The following is a 21,390-nucleotide window of genomic DNA, read 5'->3' on the forward strand; positions in this document are numbered from 1 at the left end:
TTCTCTCCACATATTTACGCGAGCACGCCAATTGCTAACGCATGGTCTAAAAAACGAAACAGCAGCGTAAGCTGACTGCCATATTTGGCTTCGAAAGCCACAGGGTCCCGATGAAGTTCGTCGTGATGTGCTCTGCACAGCGGTATCACGAAGAGGTCGTGCGCTTTGGTTCCCATCCCTCCTTGTCCATGTCCAATAACGTGGTGTGGGTCGTCTGCCGGGTTGTTACAGCAGGCGCATCGTTGTGCTTTAACCCAGCGGGTGTATGTGGGGTTTTCCCAGCGGCGGCGCTTTGGGCGCAGCATGAAGGATTCCGGCGTCTCCGTGTCTATTGTGAGGGCCAGCACGCGCGCTGCGGTTTCCTGCACAATCTCAGAGGGTCCGCGTGTTGGCACAAGGTCGGCCTCTCTGGTTACTGATTGAATGACTGGTTTCGGCAGACGCAATACCTGACGCGCTGCGGTTTCGGGTATTGCATCAGCCAGGCCATTGCGGGCCAGCCACCAGCAAAGCTCGGGCAGCGTCAGTACGTGGGTATCATCAAACCCCAGCTCGCGGCGAACCGCTGTGAGGATGTAAGCGGCACAGTTCGCCAGGGCGATAGACTCCACTGCACTGGATTGCTGATCGCGTAGCAGGTTGTCGCAGTGCCAGCACAAGGCGTCTTGTCCCAGCAGTGTTCTCTCCGTTGTGGCGTCCTCAAGCGAGGTGCAGCGCTAGTAGTGGGATAAGACCCGAGAACCGACTGGGCAGATTGTTGTTTGCCAATACCAAAACAGGGCGTTCGGGAATTAAGCAGGGGTAGCGCCCTGGTGTCACAACTTAATTAGATTCGGAACGGGTCGCTCCTTGTCAGCATGAAGGGTGTGTTCTGGAGAAGGTGAACGACAAGTAGCCCTCCCTGGTGCAGCAGTGAAAGCGGTTGACGACGTAATCCCGCTTATAGAACGCCCTGCACGGCTTAAACCCCGTCCGACTGGTCCCCGTTAACGGACCACCACAATCAAAGAGCGCGGGCGTTCAAAACTGTAATCGACGTGGTGCGGCTGTTTTGTGTTCTCCCGGCAGCCTGCACAGGTAATCCCGGTACCTGCACCAATAGCGTGGATGGTTCGCTCTTTTTGATTGTGGTGAATGCGCAGGCTGATGCGCTATCAAAATGCGCTGTCGCCAGTCAGTAAAACCTGGCCGTGACGGACCTATGCCGGAGGTAGTTCAGCACCGGCCACCACAACCAAATCGCAGGAACGCGATAGCTGTGTGTAGTCTTTGGGCGGTATCAGCATCTTCCACTTATGAGGCAGATGATAATGTTCTGGCTGGTACCGCCCTCTTTTACACAACACACAAGAGCATCACCGCAGCGACGGCTCATAACCCAATCGCTACGGGCGGCACTCACCGCAGGTGCTCTTTTGTGTTGTGTGGAGAACTAACGGCGGGTGCAGCCGCCATTTTCAATCAAATCCAATTTATTTAATCGCCACTGGCGAGGGTTTCCTACAACCAAAAAACAGCGCGGTGCAGCGTGCACATATATGGAGAACTAACGATGAGAATGACTAAAGAGCAGTTGCTGGTAGCCGCACGCACAGCGGCAAAATATCTCCCGGCGGCTTCTGCCGACATCATGAACGAACTGGCTAACCGTCTGGACGTTACCAGCGTGGCGTTAAGCGAATCGCTGGAGCAGCGTAAGGCACTGGCAGTTGAAAATAACTTCTTGCTGGGGATGGCTGCTCGTGAACTAAGCACCTCATGGCTACATAACCGCGCCATGCTCGGTATGCAGGCGGCTTTGCTCTGCCTGTCTCAAGGCGACATCAAGGCGGCGCGTGAGTGGCTGGAGGGCACTACTGACGAAGCTGTTGCAGAAATGCCAGACGACATGACTCCGGATGGTTTGCAGTTGTGGTACGAGAGTTATATGCGCAGTAGTGACGGTAAGAATGGTTTTCTCACCCGCGAGGAATCTCTTCAAGAACTGAGTAAGCGGATACCAACCACCGACGCTCATATCGCAGCCCTACGTGCGGAAGTCCTCAATCATGCACGCAAGGAGGGGGCAATCTTTGCGGCAAACAGAATTCTGGCAGCGTGGGATGCTGGTTTTGTTGAAGACACGCCGGAAAATGCTGCCGATATTGCCCGAACTATCATCACATCAACTGAGTTTATGGATGATGCACCGGAAGGAGATTTTGACCGCTCTTTCGCTGATGAGATGATCAAAGCTATCGCCAACTTGATTCGCGAGAGCAAAGAGGAGGCCACCAGCAATGGCCGCTAACTCGTTCAAACTCATGTCCCGTTCTGGCGTTATCAAACGTGCTGATACCGGGATGTTTATCAGCCTCAACGATATTCACGTCAAAGAAGGATTTAACAAACGCGACGACGACGAACGCACCCGTCTGGCTGATGATGCTCTGTTTGAGTACCTCATGAACGGTGGCACAGTGCCACCTCTGGAAGTCACAGCCCGTAATGAAGGTGGTGTGTGGGTTGTTGAAGGGCACCGCCGCCGTCGCTGCTATGAACGCTGTAAAGCCGCTGGCAAACCCGTTGATCACATTCATATCGTTCCGTTTGTGGGCAATGACGTTGAGCGCCTGGCTCGTGTCATGACCAGTAATAACCAGTTGCCCCTCACCCCGCTGGAACAGGCGCAGGTAATTAAGGAACTGGCTACAACTTTCAACCTGACCACTCAGGAAATAGCGAAGCTTGTTCACAAGTCGGTCCCAACGGTTGAGAAGTTACTGACCCTCGCCACTGCTAACCATGATGTTCAGCAGATTGTTAAAAATGGCGAAGTTTCGGTAGGGATTGCGGTAGAGCGTGTAAGAGAGCACGGCGAGAACGCCGGGAAAGTTCTTGTACAGGATCGCGCTGTCGCAGCAGCCGCTGGCAAAAAGAAAATCACTAAAAAAGTTATCGCACCGGAGATCAGCGTCAAAAGCGCTCGCCGCCTCGTCGAACTAATCAGCCTAGCTGGTATTGATGATAATGGTGTAGTCACGCTTGAAGGGCTCGCGCTGGCAGAGGTACTGGCGATTGTTGATGAACATAAGGCTATTTCAGCACAGCGTGAAAGCAAAGGAGCGCGACCATGAAATGGGGACACAACGAATTAGCTCACGATCTGGCTGAACATTTACGCCAAAACACTGCTCGTATCTGCTGGGAAGATATGCAACTTGGTCCATCCGGGACATGCCGCCCTGACGTTTATTCAATGGCTCATAGCTACAGCAAGTTTTGCCCGGTGGTTTATGAGGTGAAAGTAAGCGTAAGCGACTTCCGCGCAGACGTCACAGCCGGAAAGTACACCAAATACTTCAAATACGCTGGCGGCGTAGTATTCGCGGTACCGGAAGGGCTACTTAAAAAGAGCGACATTCCAGAAGGGTGCGGCCTGATGATAAGGAAAGAATCAGGCTGGCACACTCTGAAAGGACCAACCATGCGCCAGATAGACAACCTTCCCCGCGATGCATGGATGAAATTGCTAATGGATGGTGTTACCCGGCAGGTAGAGCGCACACAAATTAAAAGTCGCGCAATTAACACCTACTTTGTTGACCAAAAACTTATGAAAACTCACGGTGCTGAGATTGCTGATCTTGTGTGTCGTGCTCTTCGGTCAAAAGAACGCCTGGAACAGGAAATTAAAGCCAGGGATGAACTCCTTAAAGAGGTTCGCAAGGAAAGCCAGGAAGAGATTGATCGCAGACGCAAGCGCCGTGAAGAGTCCGAAGAAAGGCTTACAGATGCACAGCAGGACCTGGCGAAGGCGTTGGGCCTTGAACCAAATGCGCCTATGTACATGTTAACCCGTACGCTCTGGGAGGCTACACGCCGACTTACTGGTGACGAAGAAATTCAAAGACTACGCGGTGTTTTAACTCGCTTGGAAAAAACTTTGAGTGAAGGATTGCAGGCTCTACCAGGGGAAAGCGCAGCATGAAAGCGACAAAAGAACAGGTTTTTGAAAAGCTCGAATCACTCATTACCGACGCATACCAGTTCGCTTGCTCCCTCGATATCGGCGAAGAACGCACGGAAGCGTTTGAACTGTATGAGGCACTTCGCAGGATGCAACGTCGAGGCGCAGCATCTGAAATGCTGGCAGCAACTAACCCACTCATTCGGCCTGGGATGATGGACTATGACAGTGATTGTTATGAGGACTGGGGTGAAGACGAGGATGACGACTGATGCCCAGTAAACTTAAACAACGGCGCTTGCGCCGCCTTAAATCAGATGTTACCTGGTGGCGCGATGAGGCCAAGGATTGGAAAGAGATCGCACTGGAGCACGCCGCCGAGATTGAGCGACTGAAAGGCCAGGTGATTCACGTAGTGTTGCCGATGATGGTGCCACCAGCAGTAATTCAGGATATGAAGGCGCGGCGTGTCGAACACGCGCTTTGTCTCAAATGTAACGAAGGTGCTCGCGGGGGCTGCTCCGCATGTGCCTACAATGAGCGATAACCGGGTGCAGCCGGTTATGTGGAGAGCTAGTAATGGGACAGCTTATAACTATCAATGATTGGGCGTCAGGTCCGAACGGTTTTAAAGAGCCAATCAGCCGAGCGGCTTTACATAAAATCGCCAAGACCAAACAGACCTACCCACCAGCAATTAAACAAGGTCGCCGTTGGGTGGTGGATGAAGATGCTCGTTTTATCGGTATGGTCGGAAAAGTCGATATTTCGTCTGGAATATCTGATACAGCCCGCCTGTTAGTGGAGAAAGCATTAAATGGCTGCTCGCCCAAGAAAGCATAATATCAACGTCCCTAACCTATATTCGAAATTAGATAAAAGAACTGAGAAAGTTTATTGGCAATACCGCCACCCATTAACAGGGCAATTTATCGGTTTTGGTACCGATCAGGAAGCGGCAAAATTAGCTGCTACTGAATTAAATCGTCTGCTTGCACAGCAGGAAGCCGCCCAGTCGTTTGCCCTTATTGATATGGTCAACCATAAAACGGTTAATTCCAAGAAATCCATACGCATGAATGCTTGGATCGGACGGTATCTGCAATTACAGGAGGAACGGCTTAAAAATAAGGAAATTAAAGTAAATACACTTAAGTCGAGAAAGACCTGCACCAACGTGCTGGCTGAAAGAATGCCTGACATCGGCATACAGGAGGTCACCACAAAAATGCTGGCAGCCATTACCGATGAATATAAATCCAATGGAAAGGCACGGATGGCCCAAACGCTCCGCAGTGTCTGGATTGATTTGTTTAAGGAAGCTCAACATGCGGGGGAAGTTGAACCTGGTTATAACCCAGCCCTTGCAACAAGAAAAATTTTTGTACGGGTAAGCCGCTCTCGGCTAAACCTCGAAATGTGGAAAGCGATCTTTGAAGCGGCCTCCAATATGGCACCCTACGTTCAAAATTCCATGTTATTGGCCGTAGTCACCGGACAACGACGCGGTGATATTGCAAAAATGAAGTTCTCTGACGTCTGGGACGGACATCTGCATGTTGAACAGCAAAAGACAGGGGCGAAATTAGCTATACCACTATCTTTGCGCTGCGAAATGTTAGATATCACACTTGCGCAGGTGATTAAGCGATGCAGAGACAGAGTTGTGAGTCCCTGGCTCCTTCATCACGTGGTATCAAGCGGTACTGTGAAAGCAGGAGATCAGATTGGAGAAAACAGCCTTAGCGTCTCCTTCAAACTCGCAGTTGATAGCACCGGCCTTTCAGTCGAGAGCGGCAAAACAATGCCGACCTTTCACGAACAACGCTCGCTATCCGAACGCTTGTATGAGGGGCAAGGCATCAATACCCAGCAACTCTTGGGTCATTCATCAGACAGAATGACCGCACAGTATCACAGCGATCGCGGTCTGGACTGGGTGAAAGTTAAGGTGTAGCTACGTGAAAAATTGGACCGTATCCCCCTGCAATTTTTACAGAATTTAAGGATTCATTTTGGGGAGGAATTTTGGAGGAGTTTTGGGGAAGAAAAAATCGGACAAAAAAACCGGGTATCACACCCGGTTCTTCTTTCTTGCTAAATGCGCGTTACTCGCTCAGGCCTCGGTTTTTCAGCATCGGTTCAATCTGCGGATCATGGCCGCGCCACTGGCGATAAAGTTCAGCTAAATCAGTACTATTGCCACGGGACAAAATCGCTTCACGGAATCTTTGCCCGTTTTCACGGGATAAGCCGCCCTGCTCCACAAACCACTGGAAGCCATCGTCCGCCAGCATTTGCGTCCACAGATAAGCGTAATAACCCGCAGCGTAACCACCACCGAAGATATGGGCGAAGTAGCTGCTGCGATAACGGGGCGGTACCGCTGCGATATCAAGCCCTTCGCGGTGAATTGCCTGCGCTTCGAAGGCATCGACATCGCTGACCTGAGTCGCGCCATCCAGACTGTGCCAGTTCATGTCCAACAAAGCCGCACTCAGCAACTCCGTCATGTCATAGCCTTTATTGAACCGCGTACTGCGCAACATTTTATTGCGTAGCGCTTCCGGCATCGGCTCACCAGTTTGATAATGGCGCGCATAACGCGTGAACACCTCAGGATGGCTTGCCCAATGCTCGTTAATCTGTGACGGGAACTCAACGAAATCACGCGGCGTATTGGTCCCCGACAGGCTGGCATAGCGCTGGCGGGCGAACAAGCCATGCAGCGTATGGCCAAACTCGTGAAACAGGGTGATGACATCATCCCACGATAAGAGCGCCGTCTGCCCGGCGGCCGGTTTCTGGTAATTGCAGACATTGTAAATAACCGGTTTGGTGGAAAGCAGCGTCGATTGTTCGATGAAATTCCCCATCCATGCGCCGCCGCTCTTTGAATCGCGGGCAAAGAAATCGCCATAAAACAGCGCCAGTCCTTCATCATTCTGGTCGAATATTTCCCAGACTCGCACGTCCGGGTGGTAAACAGGAATATCGGTACGTTCTACGAAACGAATGCCAAAGAGTTGGCTCGCTGCATAGAACACCCCTTCGCTCAGCACCGTGTTGAGCGCAAAATAAGGGGTTACCTGTGATTCGTCGAGGTCGTATTTCGCGCGTCTTACCTGCTCGGCATACCACGACCAGTCCCATGCCTGGGCGGTGAAGCCCCCCTGCTGTTCATCAATGACCTGCTGAATATCGGCCAGTTCACGTTCAGCGCGGGCACGAGCCGCCGGAGCAATACCGCGCATAAAATCAAACGCGGCCTGTGGATTGCCTGCCATCTGGTCGGCCATTTTCCAACTGGCGTAATCCGGGAAGCCAAGCAATGACGCCTGTTGCGCCCGTAATTGCGCCAGACGCAATACGATAGCGCGCGTGTCATTGGCATCCCCGCGCGAAGTCCGTGACCAACTGGCAGTAAACAGGTTTTCGCGCGTCTGACGATCCCGCAGCGCGGCCAGCGCCGGTTGCTGTGTGGTGTTTAATAGTGAAAGTAGCCAGCGATCGGTCAGCCCTTTTTCTCGCGCCGCATCGGCTGCGGCGGCGATAGCGTCATCGCTCAGTCCGTCGAGTTGATGGAGATAATCCAATACCAGACCACCGGCTTTGTCTGCCGCCAGCAGGCGCTGATTAAACTGGCTGGTGAGGGTCGCCGCCTCGGTATTTAATGCTCTCAGTACCGCTTTATCGTCAGCCGAAAGCGTCGCACCAGCCAGTATAAAGCGCTGATACATCACCTCGACCAGCCGTAAAGACTCATCATCCAGACCGGCTGATTCCCGATTGCGCCAGACGGACTCAACGCGCGCAAACAGTGTGTCATTGAGATAAATATCATTCGCCAGTTGCGCCAGTTCAGCGGAGAACGCTTCGTCGAGTTGCTGTAAAAAATCATTGGTATTCGCGGAGGTCATCGCGAAAAAGACACTGGTCACTCGCGTCAACAACTCACCGCTGCACTCCAGCGGCAACAGGGTATTATCAAACGTGGCTGGAGCCGGGTTTTGCGCAATGGCGGACACCTCGGCGCGTTTTTCCTCAACCCCACGGTCGAATGCGGGGCGATAGTGATCCTGATGGATAAGATCGAAGCGCGGTGCCTGATACGGCAGCGTGCTGACATCGAAGAAAGGATTCGTTACCGACATAATTTACTCCTGAATGCGGTTAGTTACCCCAGACCAGACATCCATGGTATTGGCTGTGATGATCTATCAGTAGCACAAAGTGAAGATTTTTTGCCAGGCTTAACTTAGGTTACCGCCACCGAGCGGTGCGTGCTATGGTAATACACCACAAAAAGCGTTGAGGAACAGCAAGATGATAATTTTGGTTACCGGGGCAACAGCGGGTTTTGGTGAGAGTATCACACGTCGTTTTATTGAAAATGGACACAAAGTCATTGCAACAGGCCGCCGTCAGGAGCGCCTGCAAGAGCTGAAAGACGAACTGGGCGACAATCTGTTTACGGCGCAAGTTGATGTGCGTAACCGCGCAGCCATTGAAGAGATGCTGGCAAATTTGCCTGCTGAATGGAAAGAGATTGACGTGCTGGTGAATAACGCCGGGTTAGCCCTGGGACTCGAACCTGCGCATAAAGCCAATGTGGACGACTGGGAAACCATGATCGACACCAACAACAAAGGCCTGGTGTATATGACCCGGGCCGTGCTGCCGGGCATGGTGGAGCGCAATCGCGGTCATATCATCAACATCGGTTCGACCGCGGGGAACTGGCCGTATGCCGGTGGTAACGTCTATGGCGCCACCAAAGCGTTTGTGCGTCAGTTCAGTCTGAACCTGCGCACCGACCTTAACGGCACCGCCGTTCGCGTAACCAATATCGAGCCGGGCCTGGTGGGCGGTACGGAGTTCTCGAATGTGCGTTTTAAAGGCGATGACGCGAAAGCCGAAAAAACCTATGAAAATACCAACGCCCTGACACCGGAAGATGTGACCGAGGCGGTCTGGTGGGTAGCGACGCTGCCAAAACACGTCAATATCAATACCCTGGAAATGATGCCAGTAAGCCAGACCTATGCTGGTCTGAGCGTACATCGCGCAGGCTAATTTTCCCGCCCCGGCCTGCGGGCCGGGTATGGGAACGGCGTCTATTTAATGGTATGGTAGCTGGGTTAACCTCTTAAAAAGTAAGTGCGAATGATCGTTGAAACCCAGCTCAACCCGACGCAACCCGTCAACCAGCAAATTTACCGTATTCTCCGTCGGGATATTGTTCATTGCCTGATTCCGCCGGGAACCCCGCTTTCTGAAAAAGAAGTGTCGATCCGTTTTGACGTTTCACGCCAGCCCGTGCGTGAAGCCTTTATCAAGCTGGCGGAAAACGGTCTGATTCAAATCCGCCCCCAGCGCGGCAGCTATGTGAATAAAATCTCCCTGGCTCAGGTCCGTAACGGCTGCTTCGTGCGCCAGGCCATTGAGTGTGCGGTCGCCCGTCGCGCCGCCGGGATGATGACGGACAGCTATTGTTATCAGCTTGAGCAGAATCTCAATCAGCAACGCACTGCCATTGAGCGCAAGCAGTTGAATGATTTTTTCCAGTTGGATGATGAGTTTCACCAGAAGCTCGCGCAGATTGCCGACTGTCAGCTTGCCTGGGATACCATTGAAAACCTCAAAGCGACCATGGACCGTGTGCGCTATATGAGCCTTGACCACGTATCGCCTCCGGAAATGCTGCTGCGCCAGCATCAGGATATTTTTGATGCGCTGGAAAAAAGAGACGCCGATGCGGTGGATCAAGCAATGACCCACCATCTGCAGGAAATCAGCGGTTCTGTGAAACTCATCAGCCAGGAAAATCGCGACTGGTTTAGCGAAGAGTAATTTCCCTCCTCCTGTTTTGTTTTTAAAACGTCGTGCTGTTTTTGCACGCTAAAAAGTGTGACGTTGATCAAAAACAAAAAATCATCTTAGCAAAAGCGTTTTCATAAGGCGTCCGTGACGGGGACGCTTTATGCCCCGGCATGTTTTGCGGATGATAAAAGGAGAAACCACCATGATGACTTATGATCGTAACCGTAATGCAATCACCACCGGCAGCCGCGTCATGATTAATGGCACAGGTCGTACCGGGAAAATTATCGCTATCCATGCCAATGGAATGACGCCAGCTCAGTTGCGTCGTAGCAAAACGGTAGAAGTGGAAGGTTGTGAAGGCCAGTTTGAACCTGTTGAACTGATTCGCCTTGGCCTGCACTAATGGTGTGATGCCGCCTGAGGGCGGCATTTAGATCAGAATTTCGCCGCGTACTGTGCAACCGTGGCTTTCGCCCCGTTCGCCAGCAATGCCTGATAGGCACGCGTTACCTGTTCAACAAAGGTCACATCTTTCGGCAGCTCAGTGCCAAAAATCGCCTCGATACCCAGCAATGCGTTAACGCGTGCTTCCCCTTCTGCACTGCCTGCTACAGCCTGCTGAATCACAGCCAGCAGCGGATCGCTCACTTCAATCGCATTGCCCTGCTCATCAACGCCGCCCACATAGCGCATCCAGCCTGCAACCCCCAGCGCCAGCAGATCAAAGGCATGCTGATGGACACGATGCCAGCGCACGGAATCCAGCATACGCTGAGGCAGTTTCTGGCTGCCATCCATCGCAATCTGCCAGGTACGGTGACGCAGAGCCGGGTTGCTGTAACGCGCAATGAGCAAGTCCGCGTAATGCGCCAGATCGACCCCTTTCACTTTCAGCGTCGGTGCCTGCTCCTGCAACATCAGGGCATGGGCAGCACGACGATAGTTATCGTCTTCCATGCACTCATTGATGTGCTGGTAACCGGCCAGATAGCCCAGATAGGCGAGGAAAGAGTGGCTGCCGTTGAGCATGCGCAGTTTCATCTCTTCAAATGGCACCACGTCAGCGACGAGTTCGGCCCCGGCTTTTTCCCATTCCGGGCGACCTGCCACAAAGTTATCTTCGATAACCCACTGACGGAACGGTTCACAGGCCACACCCGCCGGGTCGCGTACACCGGTCAGTTGTTCAATTTTATCCAGCGTATCCGCCGTCACGGCAGGAACAATACGGTCAACCATTGTTGACGGGAAGGTCACGTTCGCGTCAATCCAGTCGGCCAGTTCTGCATTAACCGCACGGGCATAGGCGCAAATAACATTACGTGTGACATGGCCGTTTTCCGGCATGTTGTCGCAGGACATCACAGTGAAGGCCGCCAGCCCTTTAGCTTTACGACGCGCCAGCGCTTCAACAATCACCCCGGCGGCAGATTTCGGCTGCTGCGGATTTTGTAAATCGGCGGCAATAAACGGGTGATCGAGCATCAATTGCCCGGTAGCCGGAGAGTGGCAATAGCCTTTTTCCGTAATCGTCAGTGAAACAATCGCCACCTGCGGTTCGCACATCGCCGCAAGAACCGCTTCCAGACCATCAACCCCGGCATGCAGTGCGCGTTTGGCGACACCGACAACACGCGCAGTCCACGCATCAGCAGACATTTCCGCCACGGTATAGAGATTATCCTGCGCTTTCAGATCAGCAATTTGCTGTTCGCCGCCAATCAGATTGACCTCACAGTAGCCCCAGTCGCTGCCATGCTCTGTTGCCAGAATGTCAGCATAGACAGATTGATGTGCGCGATGGAACGCACCGAATCCCAGATGCACAATGCGCGGGACAAGACGTTGACGGTCGTATGCCGGAACAACGGCATTCGCCTTTAACAGCTGATTTTCCATGGTTTTACTCATTTGATAGTTAAAAATCGCTTCATTGCGGTGAGTGACATCATCATGCTGTAAACCATCTCATTTGATTGGTATGACATCTTTGATTCAAGTCAACTACCATACAAGAAGGATGAGGTTTTGCAGTTTGTTTTACTGAATTCATTCCCCCTCCCAGTGAGGGGGCAACAAAAGAGCCGTAAGTCTGGTTTTTATCAGTGTTGTCCCCACTGTTGGTACTCGCCCTGGCGTCGGCGCGGCGCGGTTTCAGGCATCAGCGCCAGGCCAATCACCGAAATCACACCTAATACGATGACATACGCCGCCATACCGTAATAATGCCCACCGGTCATCTGCAGGATTTTCACCGCCACCAGCCCCAGAACACCGCTACCGATCAACGAGCCGACCTGCCAGATCAGGGCGATACCGCTGCAACGGATATGCGTCGGGAATAATTCCGGGAAGAACGATGCCTGGGGTGCGTAACACATGCTGTGGCCAAAGGTAATAACCATGACCATCGCAATCTGCGTCAGCCAGTAACTGTCCTGATTGATGGCGAGGAAGAACGGAATGATGGCAAGCACCTGCAATAAAGCCCCGGCGATATAAACCGGTTTACGGCCAATTTTGTCGCTTAATGCCCCCATCGCCGGGATGGCAATAATTTCCAACAGTACGGCGACGATCATGGCATCCATCAGGATATTGGCGCTTAAGTTATTTGCTTTACCGTAGGCCAGCACAATCACGGTAAACATGGCGAAGGTACAGGCTTCGATTAATTTCGCGCACACCCCTTTCACCACAATCCCCGGATAATGACGGATAACCTCAACAACCGGGCGGGATTCAACCGCTTTGGTTTCGCGGATTTTGGCAAACACCGGCGACTCATCAATACGTAAGCGAATAAACAGGCCAACGATGACCAACAGTGCGCTCAGCAGAAAAGGAATACGCCAGCCGTAATCCATCATCGCCTCTGGTGAGAGAACGCCGTTGAGTAAGGCAAAGAGGGCCATTGGCAACAGGAAGCCAGCCGGTGCACCAATTTGTACCCAGCTCGCAAAGAAGCCCCTGCGCGCCGGCACAGAGTATTCGGCGGTCATTAATACCGCCCCCGCCTGCTCACCTCCGACGCCAAAACCTTGTAAGACGCGGATCAGAATGAGCAATACCGGCGCCCAGATACCGATTTTTTCATAGGTTGGTAATAAGCCGATGCAGAACGTCCCCAGCCCGACGATTAAGATTGTGATAACCAGTGCTTTTTTACGCCCGACTTTATCGCCGATATGACCAAAGACAATGCCGCCTAACGGACGGGCTAAAAAGCCCACAGCATAGGTGGCAAATGCGGCAAGGGTACTGATAAGAGGATCGGTACTGGGGAAAAAAAGGTGACCAAAAAACAGAACAGCCGCCGTACCGTAAGCGAAGAAATCATAATATTCCGCCGCAGTACCGATGGCCGACGCGGTGGCGACACGTTTGATAACAGGTGTGTTATCTGTTGCATTTTTGATATCCACTGAACTTACCATAATTGTATTCCCGAGTAAGAAGCTTGTTATTTGGGCAACATCCTTATCAACGTGTTAACTACCAGTTCCACAACGTGCCATCTTCCAGCCGGGCGACCGGCAGACACGCTGGATCGTAGGGATATTTTGCCGCCAGTTTTTCGTCAAACTCGATGCCGAGGCCAGGTTTCTCGCCTGGATGCATATAGCCGTTATCAAAGCGCCAGCTATGCGGGAAAACTTCAAGCATTTGCTCTGAATATCCCATGTACTCCTGGACACCGAAATTCGGTACCCACAGGTCAAAATGCAGCGCCGCGGCATGGCAGATCGGCGAGAGATCGGACGGACCGTGCGAACCGGTACGGACCTGGTAGAGTGAAGCGAAATCAGCGATACGGCGCATACCCGTTATCCCACCCGCATGGGTAATCGTGGTACGGATATAGTCGATAAGCTGCTCTTCAATAAGTTGCTTGCAGTCCCAGATACTGTTAAACACCTCGCCCACCGCAATCGGCGTGACGGTATGCTGGCGAATCAGACGGAAGCACGCCTGGTTTTCAGCCGGCGTCGGGTCTTCCATCCAGAACATGCGGAATGCTTCAATGCTTTTACCAAAGCGCGCGGCCTCAATTGGCGTCAGACGGTGATGCATGTCATGCAGCAGGTGTTCGTGGAAACCGAATTTGCTGCGCACGGCGTCGAACAGTTTGGGCGTAAAATCGAGGTATTTCTCGGTGGACCACAGTTGCTCTTCCGGCCACAAGCCTTTGGTTGCCGGTTCGTAGGCGAGCCCTTTACCTTTCGCCATGCCGTAGGTGGTTTTCATTCCCGGTACGCCGCACTGTACGCGAATCGCTTTAAAGCCCATCTCTTTGTGCCGTGCGTAATCTTCCAGCACATCATCAATGGTGTGACCCGTTGTGTGGCAATAGACCATCACCCCATCGCGGGAAGCGCCACCCAACAACTGATACAACGGCATGTTGGCGGCTTTAGCCTTGATGTCCCACAGCGCCATGTCTATCGCGGATATCGCCGACATCGTGACCGGGCCACGGCGCCAGTACGCGCCTTTATAGAAAAACTGCCAGATATCTTCAATGCGCTGTGCATCGCGCCCGATTAACTGTGGGCAAAGATGGTCTTTCAGATATGAGGCCACGGAGATTTCGCGACCATTGAGGGTGGCATCGCCGAGTCCAACAATGCCTTCATCGGTGGTGATTTTTAGTGTAACGAAGTTACGCCCCGGACAGGTGACAAAAACTTCGGCCCCAACAATCTTCATTTTTCGTTCCTTACACCTTCACTGTGATGCAAGAAATTTATCTTTACGCATACTACCATACAAGTATAAAAGACAAGAAACCGATCCGTGATCACAAAAAAAAGCGCCTGGATTTTACGCGCACCAAACGACACAAGGCCGCGCCAGCTCTCACTGGTGCGGCCCTGGTAACCCTAAAGCCCGGCACATGTCTCTTAACGACATGACGTTTTACCTGTCGCCGCCTAAGCGGCAACTATGACCACCGGGCAGGCACATTAATTCGTCTGATGAATGGAACTGACCACCCGCTTCTGCGCCTGCACTTCTGCAGCATCTTCCAGAATGCTAAGATCGCGGTCTTTGACTTCTGGCATCAGAATCGCCGACACCAGGCCAATCAGTGAATAGACAATGACCATCGCCAGGATCGGCAGCCAGGAACCGGTCATGTTGCAGAAGATCCCCGCCAGAACCGGGCCAAAGCCTACGGCCACCAGACCACCCGCCTCTTTGGATATCGCCATCCGGGTAAAGCGATTACGCGAACCGAAGATTTCAGCCATGGTGATATTTTCCAGTGCGAACAGCCCCAGTACGGCAAAGTTATGGATAACAATCAACGCCGTCATGATAACGCCCGGACTGTAGCTTTTATCCACAACAATCGACAGCATCGGATACGCCAGAATGATCGCCGAGATATTCAACAGAATGTAAGGCAAACGGCGACCAAATTTGTCCGACAGCCAGCCCAGCAACGGAATGGTGACAAAACCAATGATGGAGCTGATCATCAACGCATCCGTAGGGATAGATTTATTGAACATCAGCGTCTGCACCAGATACCCGGCAAGGAAAGTTTGAATCAGACCAGAGTTACCAGCCTGGCCGAAACGTAAGCCGGTCGCCAGCCAAAACGATTTGCTCGTAAACATCGCCCCCAGCGAACTTTCTGATGACTTACTCTGTGCAGGTGCGTGTTCGCCTTCGTTAACTTTCTCAAACACCGGGCTTTCTTTGAGGTTCATTCGCAGCCAGATAGCAAAGATCATCACCACGACACTCGCCAGGAAAGGAATACGCCATCCCCATGCCAGCAGTTCTTCTCTGTCGAGAGCAAAGAACATCACTGCCCAGATAGCCGTTGCGCTCAGCGTACCGCAGTTAGTCCCCATCGCCACCAGCGAAGAGATAATGCCCCGCTTCCCTTTTGGCGCATATTCCGCCAGCATGGTCCCCGCTCCGGAAATTTCCGCACCGGCACCCAGCCCTTGAATAATACGTAACGTCACCAGCAACACCGGGGCAAATATGCCAATTTGCGCATAGGTTGGCAGTACGCCAATTAATGTCGTGCAGATCCCCATCATGGTGATGGTAATAAACAGCACTTTTTTGCGACCAATACTGTCGCCCATTTTGCCGAAAATAAACGCACCGACAATACGTGCGATATAGCCTGCACCGTATGTCCCCATCGCAAGAATAAGCGCCATCGCAGCGGACTGTTCAGGGAAGAATATTTCATGAAAAACCAGTGCTGCGCCTAATGAATAGAGCTGGAAATCCATAAATTCCAGCGCGGTGCCCAGCCAGCCGGATACAGCCGCTCTTACCAGGTCTTTTGTGCTTCGCTCATGTGTTGTTTCTGTCATAATAGCTATCTCTAAGAGGTAGATGCGTGTACGCCTAATCCTTCAGGCTGCCTCTTTAATTGGCTGCACTCATTTATCCCAGTTACGTACAACGCTTATGCGTCTGAGATGTCATTTATTTGCCGCCTCGATGCAACATGAATGATTTTGCGTAGATAAAAATGTCTTTATTGTTCATCGGAAAAAGTCAGTAACACCTTGCAGCACTTACGCTGGTCCTTCTCAAATACTTCTATTGCGTCGATAACGTGCTGATAATCAAAAGCATGAGTAATCAGTTTATCCGGGTCGATTAATCCTTTTTGCAACCACTCGATAACCGTGGGGAATTTATTCGCGTTCAGGCGAGAAGAAAAAATAGAGAGCTCTTTACCCGTAATACCCTGCTGAATAATCTGGCAAGGATCGCTGGAGAAGCCCATCAGAACAATACGCGCCGCCGGTGAAGCCAGGCCAATCGCCTCCTGCAGAATTGAAGGGTGGCAGGCAGCATCAACAATCAGAGTGGGTTTAAGCGCCTTCTCCGCTAAAAAGTCTTGCAGGGATTGTTGCCCGTTATTAATGACCCAGTCGGCACCGCAGTTTTTTGCCATGGCAAGACGTTCAACGATACGGTCAGCCACAATAATTTGCTTCACGTTATAAACGCCTTTCAGCGCCTGAACGGTTGTTAACCCCATCGGACCTGCACCGTAAATTAGCGCAACGTCATTTTCTTTGGGGGCGGCCTGACCGGTGACATTCGCAGCGATAGTAAAAGGCTCAATCATCACGGCATGTTTATCGGAGATGGTATCCGGAATAGTGAAAGCATTTTTAGCCGGTACCGTCGCATATTGGCTAAACCCACCGTCGCGATGCACACCTAATACGACTAATGAAGTACAAACATTCGGTTTACCAATTGAACAGGGATAACACTCACCGCAACTAATAACCGGATCAACCGAAACACGCTCACCGATACGTTTTTTATCAATCCCTTCACCCACCGCGTCGATAATGCCGAAAAATTCATGACCAATAACGCGCGGATATTTTGCAAAGGGATTATGGCCACGATAAATATGGCTGTCTGAACCACAAATTCCGGCGAGTTTCACTCTTACCCTGACTTCGCCTGCTGCGGGTACAGGCAATGGACGCTGTTCAATGACCAGGTTATTTGGCTCTCTGATAACCACACTTTTCATACGTAAATTCCTTACATCTTTTATTGCGTTTTTTATTGCGATGGAGGGAATTTACGCAACTGAACTACTACCATACAAGTATAACGATCAAAAAAGCTGCGAACGATCACAAAAAACGGGCGCTTATGCGCGCCCCCACCCGGCAACGATAATCAGCATGCCGCAAAGTGCGATAGCGGCCCCCGTCCAGTCATACAGGCTGAGTTTCTCACCATCCACCACCCTCAGCCATAATAAAGCCGTGCAGACGTACACCCCGCCATAAGCGGCATAGACTCTCCCGCTGGCGGCAGGATGCAGGGTCAGCAGCCAGACAAAAAGCGCCAGCGCAAGCGCAGCCGGAAGCAGCAACAGCGGCGTAGCGCCCCGTTTCAGCCACAGCCACGGTAAAAAGCAGCCGACGATCTCACATAAGGCGGTCAGGAAAAATAGCAGGGTTGTTTTGATCATCTCTCGCGTTTTCATTGTGTCGTGGTTGAACTATCTTAACGGATAACCCACTAATATGTGGACACCCGGCAGGGTATCCGCCCTGGGATGAATCGAGTAGAATTGCTCTGTAGCTTTTAGATCCCCTCAAGAAGGAAATTGCAATGAACATTTCACTTAGCAAACGCCTGTGCCTGACGGCAATGCTGACGCTGGGTGCCATCGTGTACACCGCCAGCGCCCCAGCGCAGACCAATAAGTTAGTGATTGAATCCGGCGACAGCGCGCAAAGTCGCCAGCAAGCAGCCATGGAAAAAGAACAGTGGGATGATACCCGTTCGCTGCGCCACAAAGTTAACAAACGTGTGGAAAAAGAGTGGGATAAAACTGACGTCGCCTTTGACGCACAGGATAATTGCCACAAAAGCGCTAACGTCAACGCATACTGGGAACCTAACACCCTGCGTTGCCTTGACCGCCGTACCGGTCGTCAGATTACGCCATAACCCCTTTCATATTACGGGCGTTTCCCCACGCCCGTCTTCGCTGTTGTCAAAAAGGATGTCCTATGACCGACGTTGCCCATGTCAAACTTCGCCCGCTCGAACGTGAAGATCTGCGTTTTGTGCATCAACTGGATAACAACGCCAGCGTCATGCGTTACTGGTTTGAAGAACCGTATGAAGCATTTGTCGAGCTGTCAGATTTATATGACAAGCATATTCACGATCAGAGCGAACGCCGTTTTGTGGTGGAGTGTGATGGGGACAAAGCCGGACTGGTCGAGCTGGTTGAGATTAACCACGTCCACCGTCGGGCCGAGTTCCAGATAATCATCTCGCCAGAGCATCAGGGAAAAGGTCTCGCCACACGCGCGGCAAAGCTGGCGATGGATTACGGCTTTACAGTGTTAAATCTCTATAAGCTCTATCTGATCGTGGATAAAGAGAATGAGAAAGCCATCCATATCTACCGTAAACTCGGGTTTATGGTGGAAGGCGAATTGATTCACGAATTTTTTATTAACGGCGAGTACCGTAATACTATTCGCATGTGTATTTTCCAGCAGCAATACCTGGAAAACCATAAAAGCAGCGGCGGGACATTGCTGAAACCCACCGCACAGTAAGCGCGGTGGTGAATGCCATTAATAGTATTCGATGGTGTTCTTAATGCTGTATTTCTTCGCAACAGAAGGCGTCACGCTCGTATCGACAATCTCCAGTTGGCAGGCCACCGGGTTATCATGCTTGTCGTACTCGCAGGTCTGTTTGACAGTACCCAGTGGTTTATCATTCAGCGTGCTGACCGACGTATAATCGAGCTTCTTACCTTTTACATTCGATGGGGTCGAGACAACGGACAGATGCATATCTTTCGAGGTTGTTGATTTACCCAGTGGATAGCCTTCGTCATCGTAACGGTAGTTGACTTCAACATCTTTACCACGCGCAGAAGAGATAAAGCCGCGCTCATCCGTATCCCACGTCAGCCCCGCGCTGGGAAATTCCGCCAACTGGCATTTCCCCTGTAGACGAAGACGTTTTTCCTGGGTGTCCGCATCAAGGTAATAGTTGGCGTCCAGTACCAGTGAAACCCCGGTATTGTTTTCCAGATCATGCAGTTCCAGTGAATCGAAACACCCTTCTTTGGACATCGTGCCGCTGACGCGCTTCGATACCTCACCTTTTTCATTCAGTAATGTCTGGCTGAAATCTTTTACTGGACCGCGCAGTGGGTCAAAGTCGAATTCATTCGAAAAACTCGCCATCTCCGGCGTAAAAGATACAGGTCCTTTGTTGTCATCACACCCCGCCAGAATGGCCATCAGCGCGATGAGTATCATTTGTTTTTTCAATAGGTTCACCCAAATATCACAATGCGTTGCGCTTATCTTAGCAAATCTTGTAATTATTCGGGCAGAGACAATATCATTTCATCACATAAAGAGCGATTTCGCGCCCGTAAGGTTCCAGGCGACCCCACAGACGGCCAATAGCAATAAAAAGAGCGCCGCACAGGCGGCAAAACGTCGACTTTGCGTGACAGGGAGAAAACGTTTGATGACGACGATATAGCCCGCCATGATGGCAAAATCGAACACGATCCACAGCAGGCAAAGCGTGGTAATGCTGGTGGTAAAATCGCGGCTAATGGCAATAAACTGCGGGAAAAATGAGACAAAAAAGAGAATATCTTTCGGATTGGAAATACCGGTGAAAAATCCGCGCATAAACCCACCTGCCAGCACAGCCTTACCCCCCTCCTGCACCGGCCTTTGCGCCCAAATCTCACGCAATGACTGCACCGCCCCCCAGCCAATAAACACAGAACCGCCGATGCCCAACAGCGCCAGATACCTTTTGTCGAGCGATACCGCTCCGGCGAGAGCGAGTACGGCCAGGGTTATCAATACCAGCGAGGCGAGATTTGTTCCCAGAAGGGTTAGAAACGCCCTGGCATACCCCACGCGTGCCGCCGTCCCGGTCACTAACAGCACAACGGGACCGGGTGTTAAGAGTAAAAAAAGCACTGCGATAACATACGCGCTCAGGAGCGCAAGATTTAGTTCAGCCATAACGCGTTTCCCCCTGTTTTATCGTTCAGGGTAAAGGCGTACGCACCGGATGAAAAACGAGTTAAACTGGCTTCAATCGTGAGTAAAACTCAATGTAAATAAATCGCTATGAAACAAAATATTCCGCATCTCTATGCCTTACGCGCCTTTACCGTAGCAGCACAATCCAGCTCATTCAGCCAGGCCGCCGAATTACTCAATGTAACCCCGGGCGCAGTCAGTCGCCATATCCGCACGCTGGAAGATCACTTCGCGTGCCAGCTTTTTGAGCGTAATGGGCCGAAGGTGATGCTTACTGATGCCGGGCGCATGCTGGCAGTGCAGTTACAACAAGGGTTTTCACAACTGGAAAATGCCTGTCGGCAACTGCGCAGTACCCATGTGCAGTTGCGGCTCAAGGCCCCTTCCACGCTGACGATGCGCTGGCTCCTGGATGTGATGGCAGATTTCCGGGCGCAACACGAGACGCCGGAAGTCGAGGTGTCCAGTATCTGGATGGATATCGACAATGTCGATTTCACCAAAGAGCCTTTCGATTGCGCCATCCTGCTTGGCAATGGACATTTCGGTGCGGGAACGCGCTGTTTGCGACTGTTTGATGAATGGCTGCTCCCCCTTTGCGCTCCTGATTTGCTTGATAAGGCGCGTGATAATCTGGCGGCCTGTGAGTTTATCCACCCCTCACGCGACCGCCGGGACTGGCGACGCTGGCTGAACAGTAGCGGCTTGTTTAGCGGGTTGAGTCTGGCGGGCGGCAAAGTATTTGATACCCTCGAACAGGGCATGCTGGCAGCGATGGGGGGACATGGTGTAACGATTGGCGATCTTCTGCTCAGCCAGAGCGCGATGGATCAGCATCTGCTGGTCGCGCCGTTCCCGCAGGCGATCGGTACCGGCGATGGCTATTACCTGGTCTGGCCTGGCGATTCGGCACGGCAGAATAATATCGACAAACTTGCCCTTTTTTTGCAGAAAAATATCCCTCGCTATGTACATAACGATATAACGATACAAAACTAAGATAATGCGCATTCCTGTTTTGCGCAGATTTCGCTTAGCCTTACTTCT

General features: G+C 51.8%; 22 protein-coding genes and 1 pseudogene. 13 read left to right on the forward strand and 10 right to left on the reverse strand.

All coding sequences use genetic code 11. The features are described 5' to 3' along the window. Nucleotides 1-14: 14 nt before the first annotated feature. Nucleotides 15-659, reverse strand: a pseudogene (locus ABU190_RS25135) (DUF968 domain-containing protein); the annotation flags it as partial. Between the two features lie 893 nt (nucleotides 660-1,552). On the opposite strand from ABU190_RS25135, the gene ABU190_RS25140 reads away from it, so the two are divergent. The 7 genes from ABU190_RS25140 to ABU190_RS25170 are packed head-to-tail and all read left to right on the forward strand — an operon-like array spanning nucleotide 1,553 to nucleotide 5,906. After that, nucleotides 1,553-2,290, forward strand: coding sequence for a hypothetical protein (locus ABU190_RS25140; RefSeq protein WP_354692691.1), 738 nt, complete (start codon nucleotides 1,553-1,555; stop codon nucleotides 2,288-2,290). Then, nucleotides 2,280-3,116, forward strand: a complete 837-nt coding sequence (locus ABU190_RS25145) for a chromosome partitioning protein ParB (protein WP_354692692.1) — start codon at nucleotides 2,280-2,282, stop codon at nucleotides 3,114-3,116. Before ABU190_RS25140 ends, ABU190_RS25145 begins: the two co-directional genes overlap by 11 nt. Then, complete coding sequence (locus ABU190_RS25150) at nucleotides 3,113-3,970, forward strand: MmcB family DNA repair protein (protein WP_354692693.1); 858 nt, start codon at nucleotides 3,113-3,115, stop codon at nucleotides 3,968-3,970. The genes ABU190_RS25145 and ABU190_RS25150 overlap by 4 nt, the downstream gene beginning before the upstream one ends. Further along, the gene (locus ABU190_RS25155) at nucleotides 3,967-4,221 is read left to right on the forward strand and encodes a hypothetical protein (RefSeq protein WP_354692694.1); all 255 of its coding nucleotides are present in this window, start codon (nucleotides 3,967-3,969) and stop codon (nucleotides 4,219-4,221) included. Before ABU190_RS25150 ends, ABU190_RS25155 begins: the two co-directional genes overlap by 4 nt. Beyond that, entirely contained in the window at nucleotides 4,221-4,496 is a 276-nt protein-coding gene (locus ABU190_RS25160; RefSeq protein ID WP_354692695.1) for a hypothetical protein, read from the forward strand. Before ABU190_RS25155 ends, ABU190_RS25160 begins: the two co-directional genes overlap by 1 nt. A 32-nt stretch (nucleotides 4,497-4,528) precedes the next feature. Then, nucleotides 4,529-4,792 carry an excisionase gene (locus ABU190_RS25165; protein WP_354692696.1) on the forward strand — a complete coding sequence of 88 codons (264 nt, stop codon included), beginning with the start codon at nucleotides 4,529-4,531 and terminating at the stop codon, nucleotides 4,790-4,792. Beyond that, nucleotides 4,767-5,906 carry a phage integrase Arm DNA-binding domain-containing protein gene (locus ABU190_RS25170; RefSeq protein WP_165158565.1) on the forward strand — a complete coding sequence of 380 codons (1,140 nt, stop codon included), beginning with the start codon at nucleotides 4,767-4,769 and terminating at the stop codon, nucleotides 5,904-5,906. Before ABU190_RS25165 ends, ABU190_RS25170 begins: the two co-directional genes overlap by 26 nt. Nucleotides 5,907-6,057: 151 nt before the next feature. On the opposite strand, the gene dcp is transcribed toward ABU190_RS25170, so the two are convergent. Then, nucleotides 6,058-8,103: a peptidyl-dipeptidase Dcp gene (dcp, locus tag ABU190_RS25175; RefSeq protein ID WP_354692697.1), complete on the reverse strand. Its 2,046-nt coding sequence runs from the start codon at nucleotides 8,101-8,103 to the stop codon at nucleotides 6,058-6,060. A 172-nt stretch (nucleotides 8,104-8,275) separates the two neighbouring features. On the opposite strand from dcp, the gene ydfG reads away from it, so the two are divergent. The 3 genes from ydfG to ydfZ all read left to right on the forward strand — a co-directional run bounded on the left by ydfG (nucleotide 8,276) and on the right by ydfZ (nucleotide 10,178). Next, complete coding sequence (gene ydfG, locus ABU190_RS25180; RefSeq protein ID WP_071194294.1) at nucleotides 8,276-9,025, forward strand: bifunctional NADP-dependent 3-hydroxy acid dehydrogenase/3-hydroxypropionate dehydrogenase YdfG; 750 nt, start codon at nucleotides 8,276-8,278, stop codon at nucleotides 9,023-9,025. Between the two features lie 90 nt (nucleotides 9,026-9,115). Beyond that, a complete protein-coding gene (locus tag ABU190_RS25185; RefSeq protein WP_039078880.1) occupies nucleotides 9,116-9,802 on the forward strand; it encodes a GntR family transcriptional regulator in 687 nt (228 codons plus the stop codon). A 172-nt stretch (nucleotides 9,803-9,974) separates the two neighbouring features. Next, nucleotides 9,975-10,178: a putative selenium delivery protein YdfZ gene (gene ydfZ / locus ABU190_RS25190; RefSeq protein WP_039078879.1), complete on the forward strand. Its 204-nt coding sequence runs from the start codon at nucleotides 9,975-9,977 to the stop codon at nucleotides 10,176-10,178. 32 nt (nucleotides 10,179-10,210) lie between these two features. On the opposite strand, the gene ABU190_RS25195 is transcribed toward ydfZ, so the two are convergent. The 6 genes from ABU190_RS25195 to ABU190_RS25220 form a co-directional block, all read right to left on the reverse strand. Further along, nucleotides 10,211-11,674: a fructuronate reductase gene (locus ABU190_RS25195; protein ID WP_354692698.1), complete on the reverse strand. Its 1,464-nt coding sequence runs from the start codon at nucleotides 11,672-11,674 to the stop codon at nucleotides 10,211-10,213. A gap of 203 nt (nucleotides 11,675-11,877) precedes the next feature. Beyond that, nucleotides 11,878-13,212, reverse strand: a complete 1,335-nt coding sequence (locus tag ABU190_RS25200; RefSeq protein ID WP_039078877.1) for an MFS transporter — start codon at nucleotides 13,210-13,212, stop codon at nucleotides 11,878-11,880. Nucleotides 13,213-13,270: 58 nt separating this feature from the next. After that, nucleotides 13,271-14,485 carry a D-mannonate dehydratase ManD gene (manD, locus tag ABU190_RS25205; RefSeq protein ID WP_354692699.1) on the reverse strand — a complete coding sequence of 405 codons (1,215 nt, stop codon included), beginning with the start codon at nucleotides 14,483-14,485 and terminating at the stop codon, nucleotides 13,271-13,273. Nucleotides 14,486-14,742: 257 nt separating this feature from the next. Then, on the reverse strand, nucleotides 14,743-16,122 hold the full coding sequence (locus ABU190_RS25210; RefSeq protein ID WP_354692700.1) for an MFS transporter: 1,380 nt from the start codon (nucleotides 16,120-16,122) through the stop codon (nucleotides 14,743-14,745). A 167-nt stretch (nucleotides 16,123-16,289) separates the two neighbouring features. Beyond that, a complete protein-coding gene (locus ABU190_RS25215) occupies nucleotides 16,290-17,315 on the reverse strand; it encodes a Zn-dependent oxidoreductase (RefSeq protein WP_354692701.1) in 1,026 nt (341 codons plus the stop codon). Nucleotides 17,316-17,438: 123 nt separating this feature from the next. Continuing rightward, nucleotides 17,439-17,765: a YnfA family protein gene (locus ABU190_RS25220; RefSeq protein ID WP_354692702.1), complete on the reverse strand. Its 327-nt coding sequence runs from the start codon at nucleotides 17,763-17,765 to the stop codon at nucleotides 17,439-17,441. 143 nt (nucleotides 17,766-17,908) lie between these two features. Between ABU190_RS25220 and ABU190_RS25225 the strand changes: the two genes are divergently transcribed. Together ABU190_RS25225 and speG are read left to right on the forward strand one after the other, a co-directional pair. Beyond that, nucleotides 17,909-18,250, forward strand: coding sequence for a DUF1283 family protein (locus tag ABU190_RS25225; RefSeq protein ID WP_039078872.1), 342 nt, complete (start codon nucleotides 17,909-17,911; stop codon nucleotides 18,248-18,250). A 62-nt stretch (nucleotides 18,251-18,312) separates the two neighbouring features. Next, nucleotides 18,313-18,873 carry a spermidine N1-acetyltransferase gene (gene speG / locus ABU190_RS25230; RefSeq protein ID WP_071194299.1) on the forward strand — a complete coding sequence of 187 codons (561 nt, stop codon included), beginning with the start codon at nucleotides 18,313-18,315 and terminating at the stop codon, nucleotides 18,871-18,873. A gap of 18 nt (nucleotides 18,874-18,891) precedes the next feature. Here speG and ABU190_RS25235 read toward each other — a convergent pair whose 3' ends face one another. After that, entirely contained in the window at nucleotides 18,892-19,590 is a 699-nt protein-coding gene (locus ABU190_RS25235) for a YnfC family lipoprotein (protein ID WP_354692703.1), read from the reverse strand. A 93-nt stretch (nucleotides 19,591-19,683) separates the two neighbouring features. Beyond that, nucleotides 19,684-20,322, reverse strand: coding sequence for a LysE family translocator (locus ABU190_RS25240; RefSeq protein WP_354692704.1), 639 nt, complete (start codon nucleotides 20,320-20,322; stop codon nucleotides 19,684-19,686). Nucleotides 20,323-20,430: 108 nt separating this feature from the next. Here ABU190_RS25240 and ABU190_RS25245 point away from each other — a divergent pair, with 108 nt between their 5' ends. Continuing rightward, a complete protein-coding gene (locus ABU190_RS25245; protein WP_354692705.1) occupies nucleotides 20,431-21,342 on the forward strand; it encodes a LysR family transcriptional regulator in 912 nt (303 codons plus the stop codon). Nucleotides 21,343-21,390 lie beyond the last annotated feature (48 nt).

Origin of the sequence: Phytobacter sp. RSE-02, assembly GCF_040578655.1 — a bacterium.
Lineage (GTDB): Bacteria > Pseudomonadota > Gammaproteobacteria > Enterobacterales > Enterobacteriaceae > Phytobacter > Phytobacter diazotrophicus.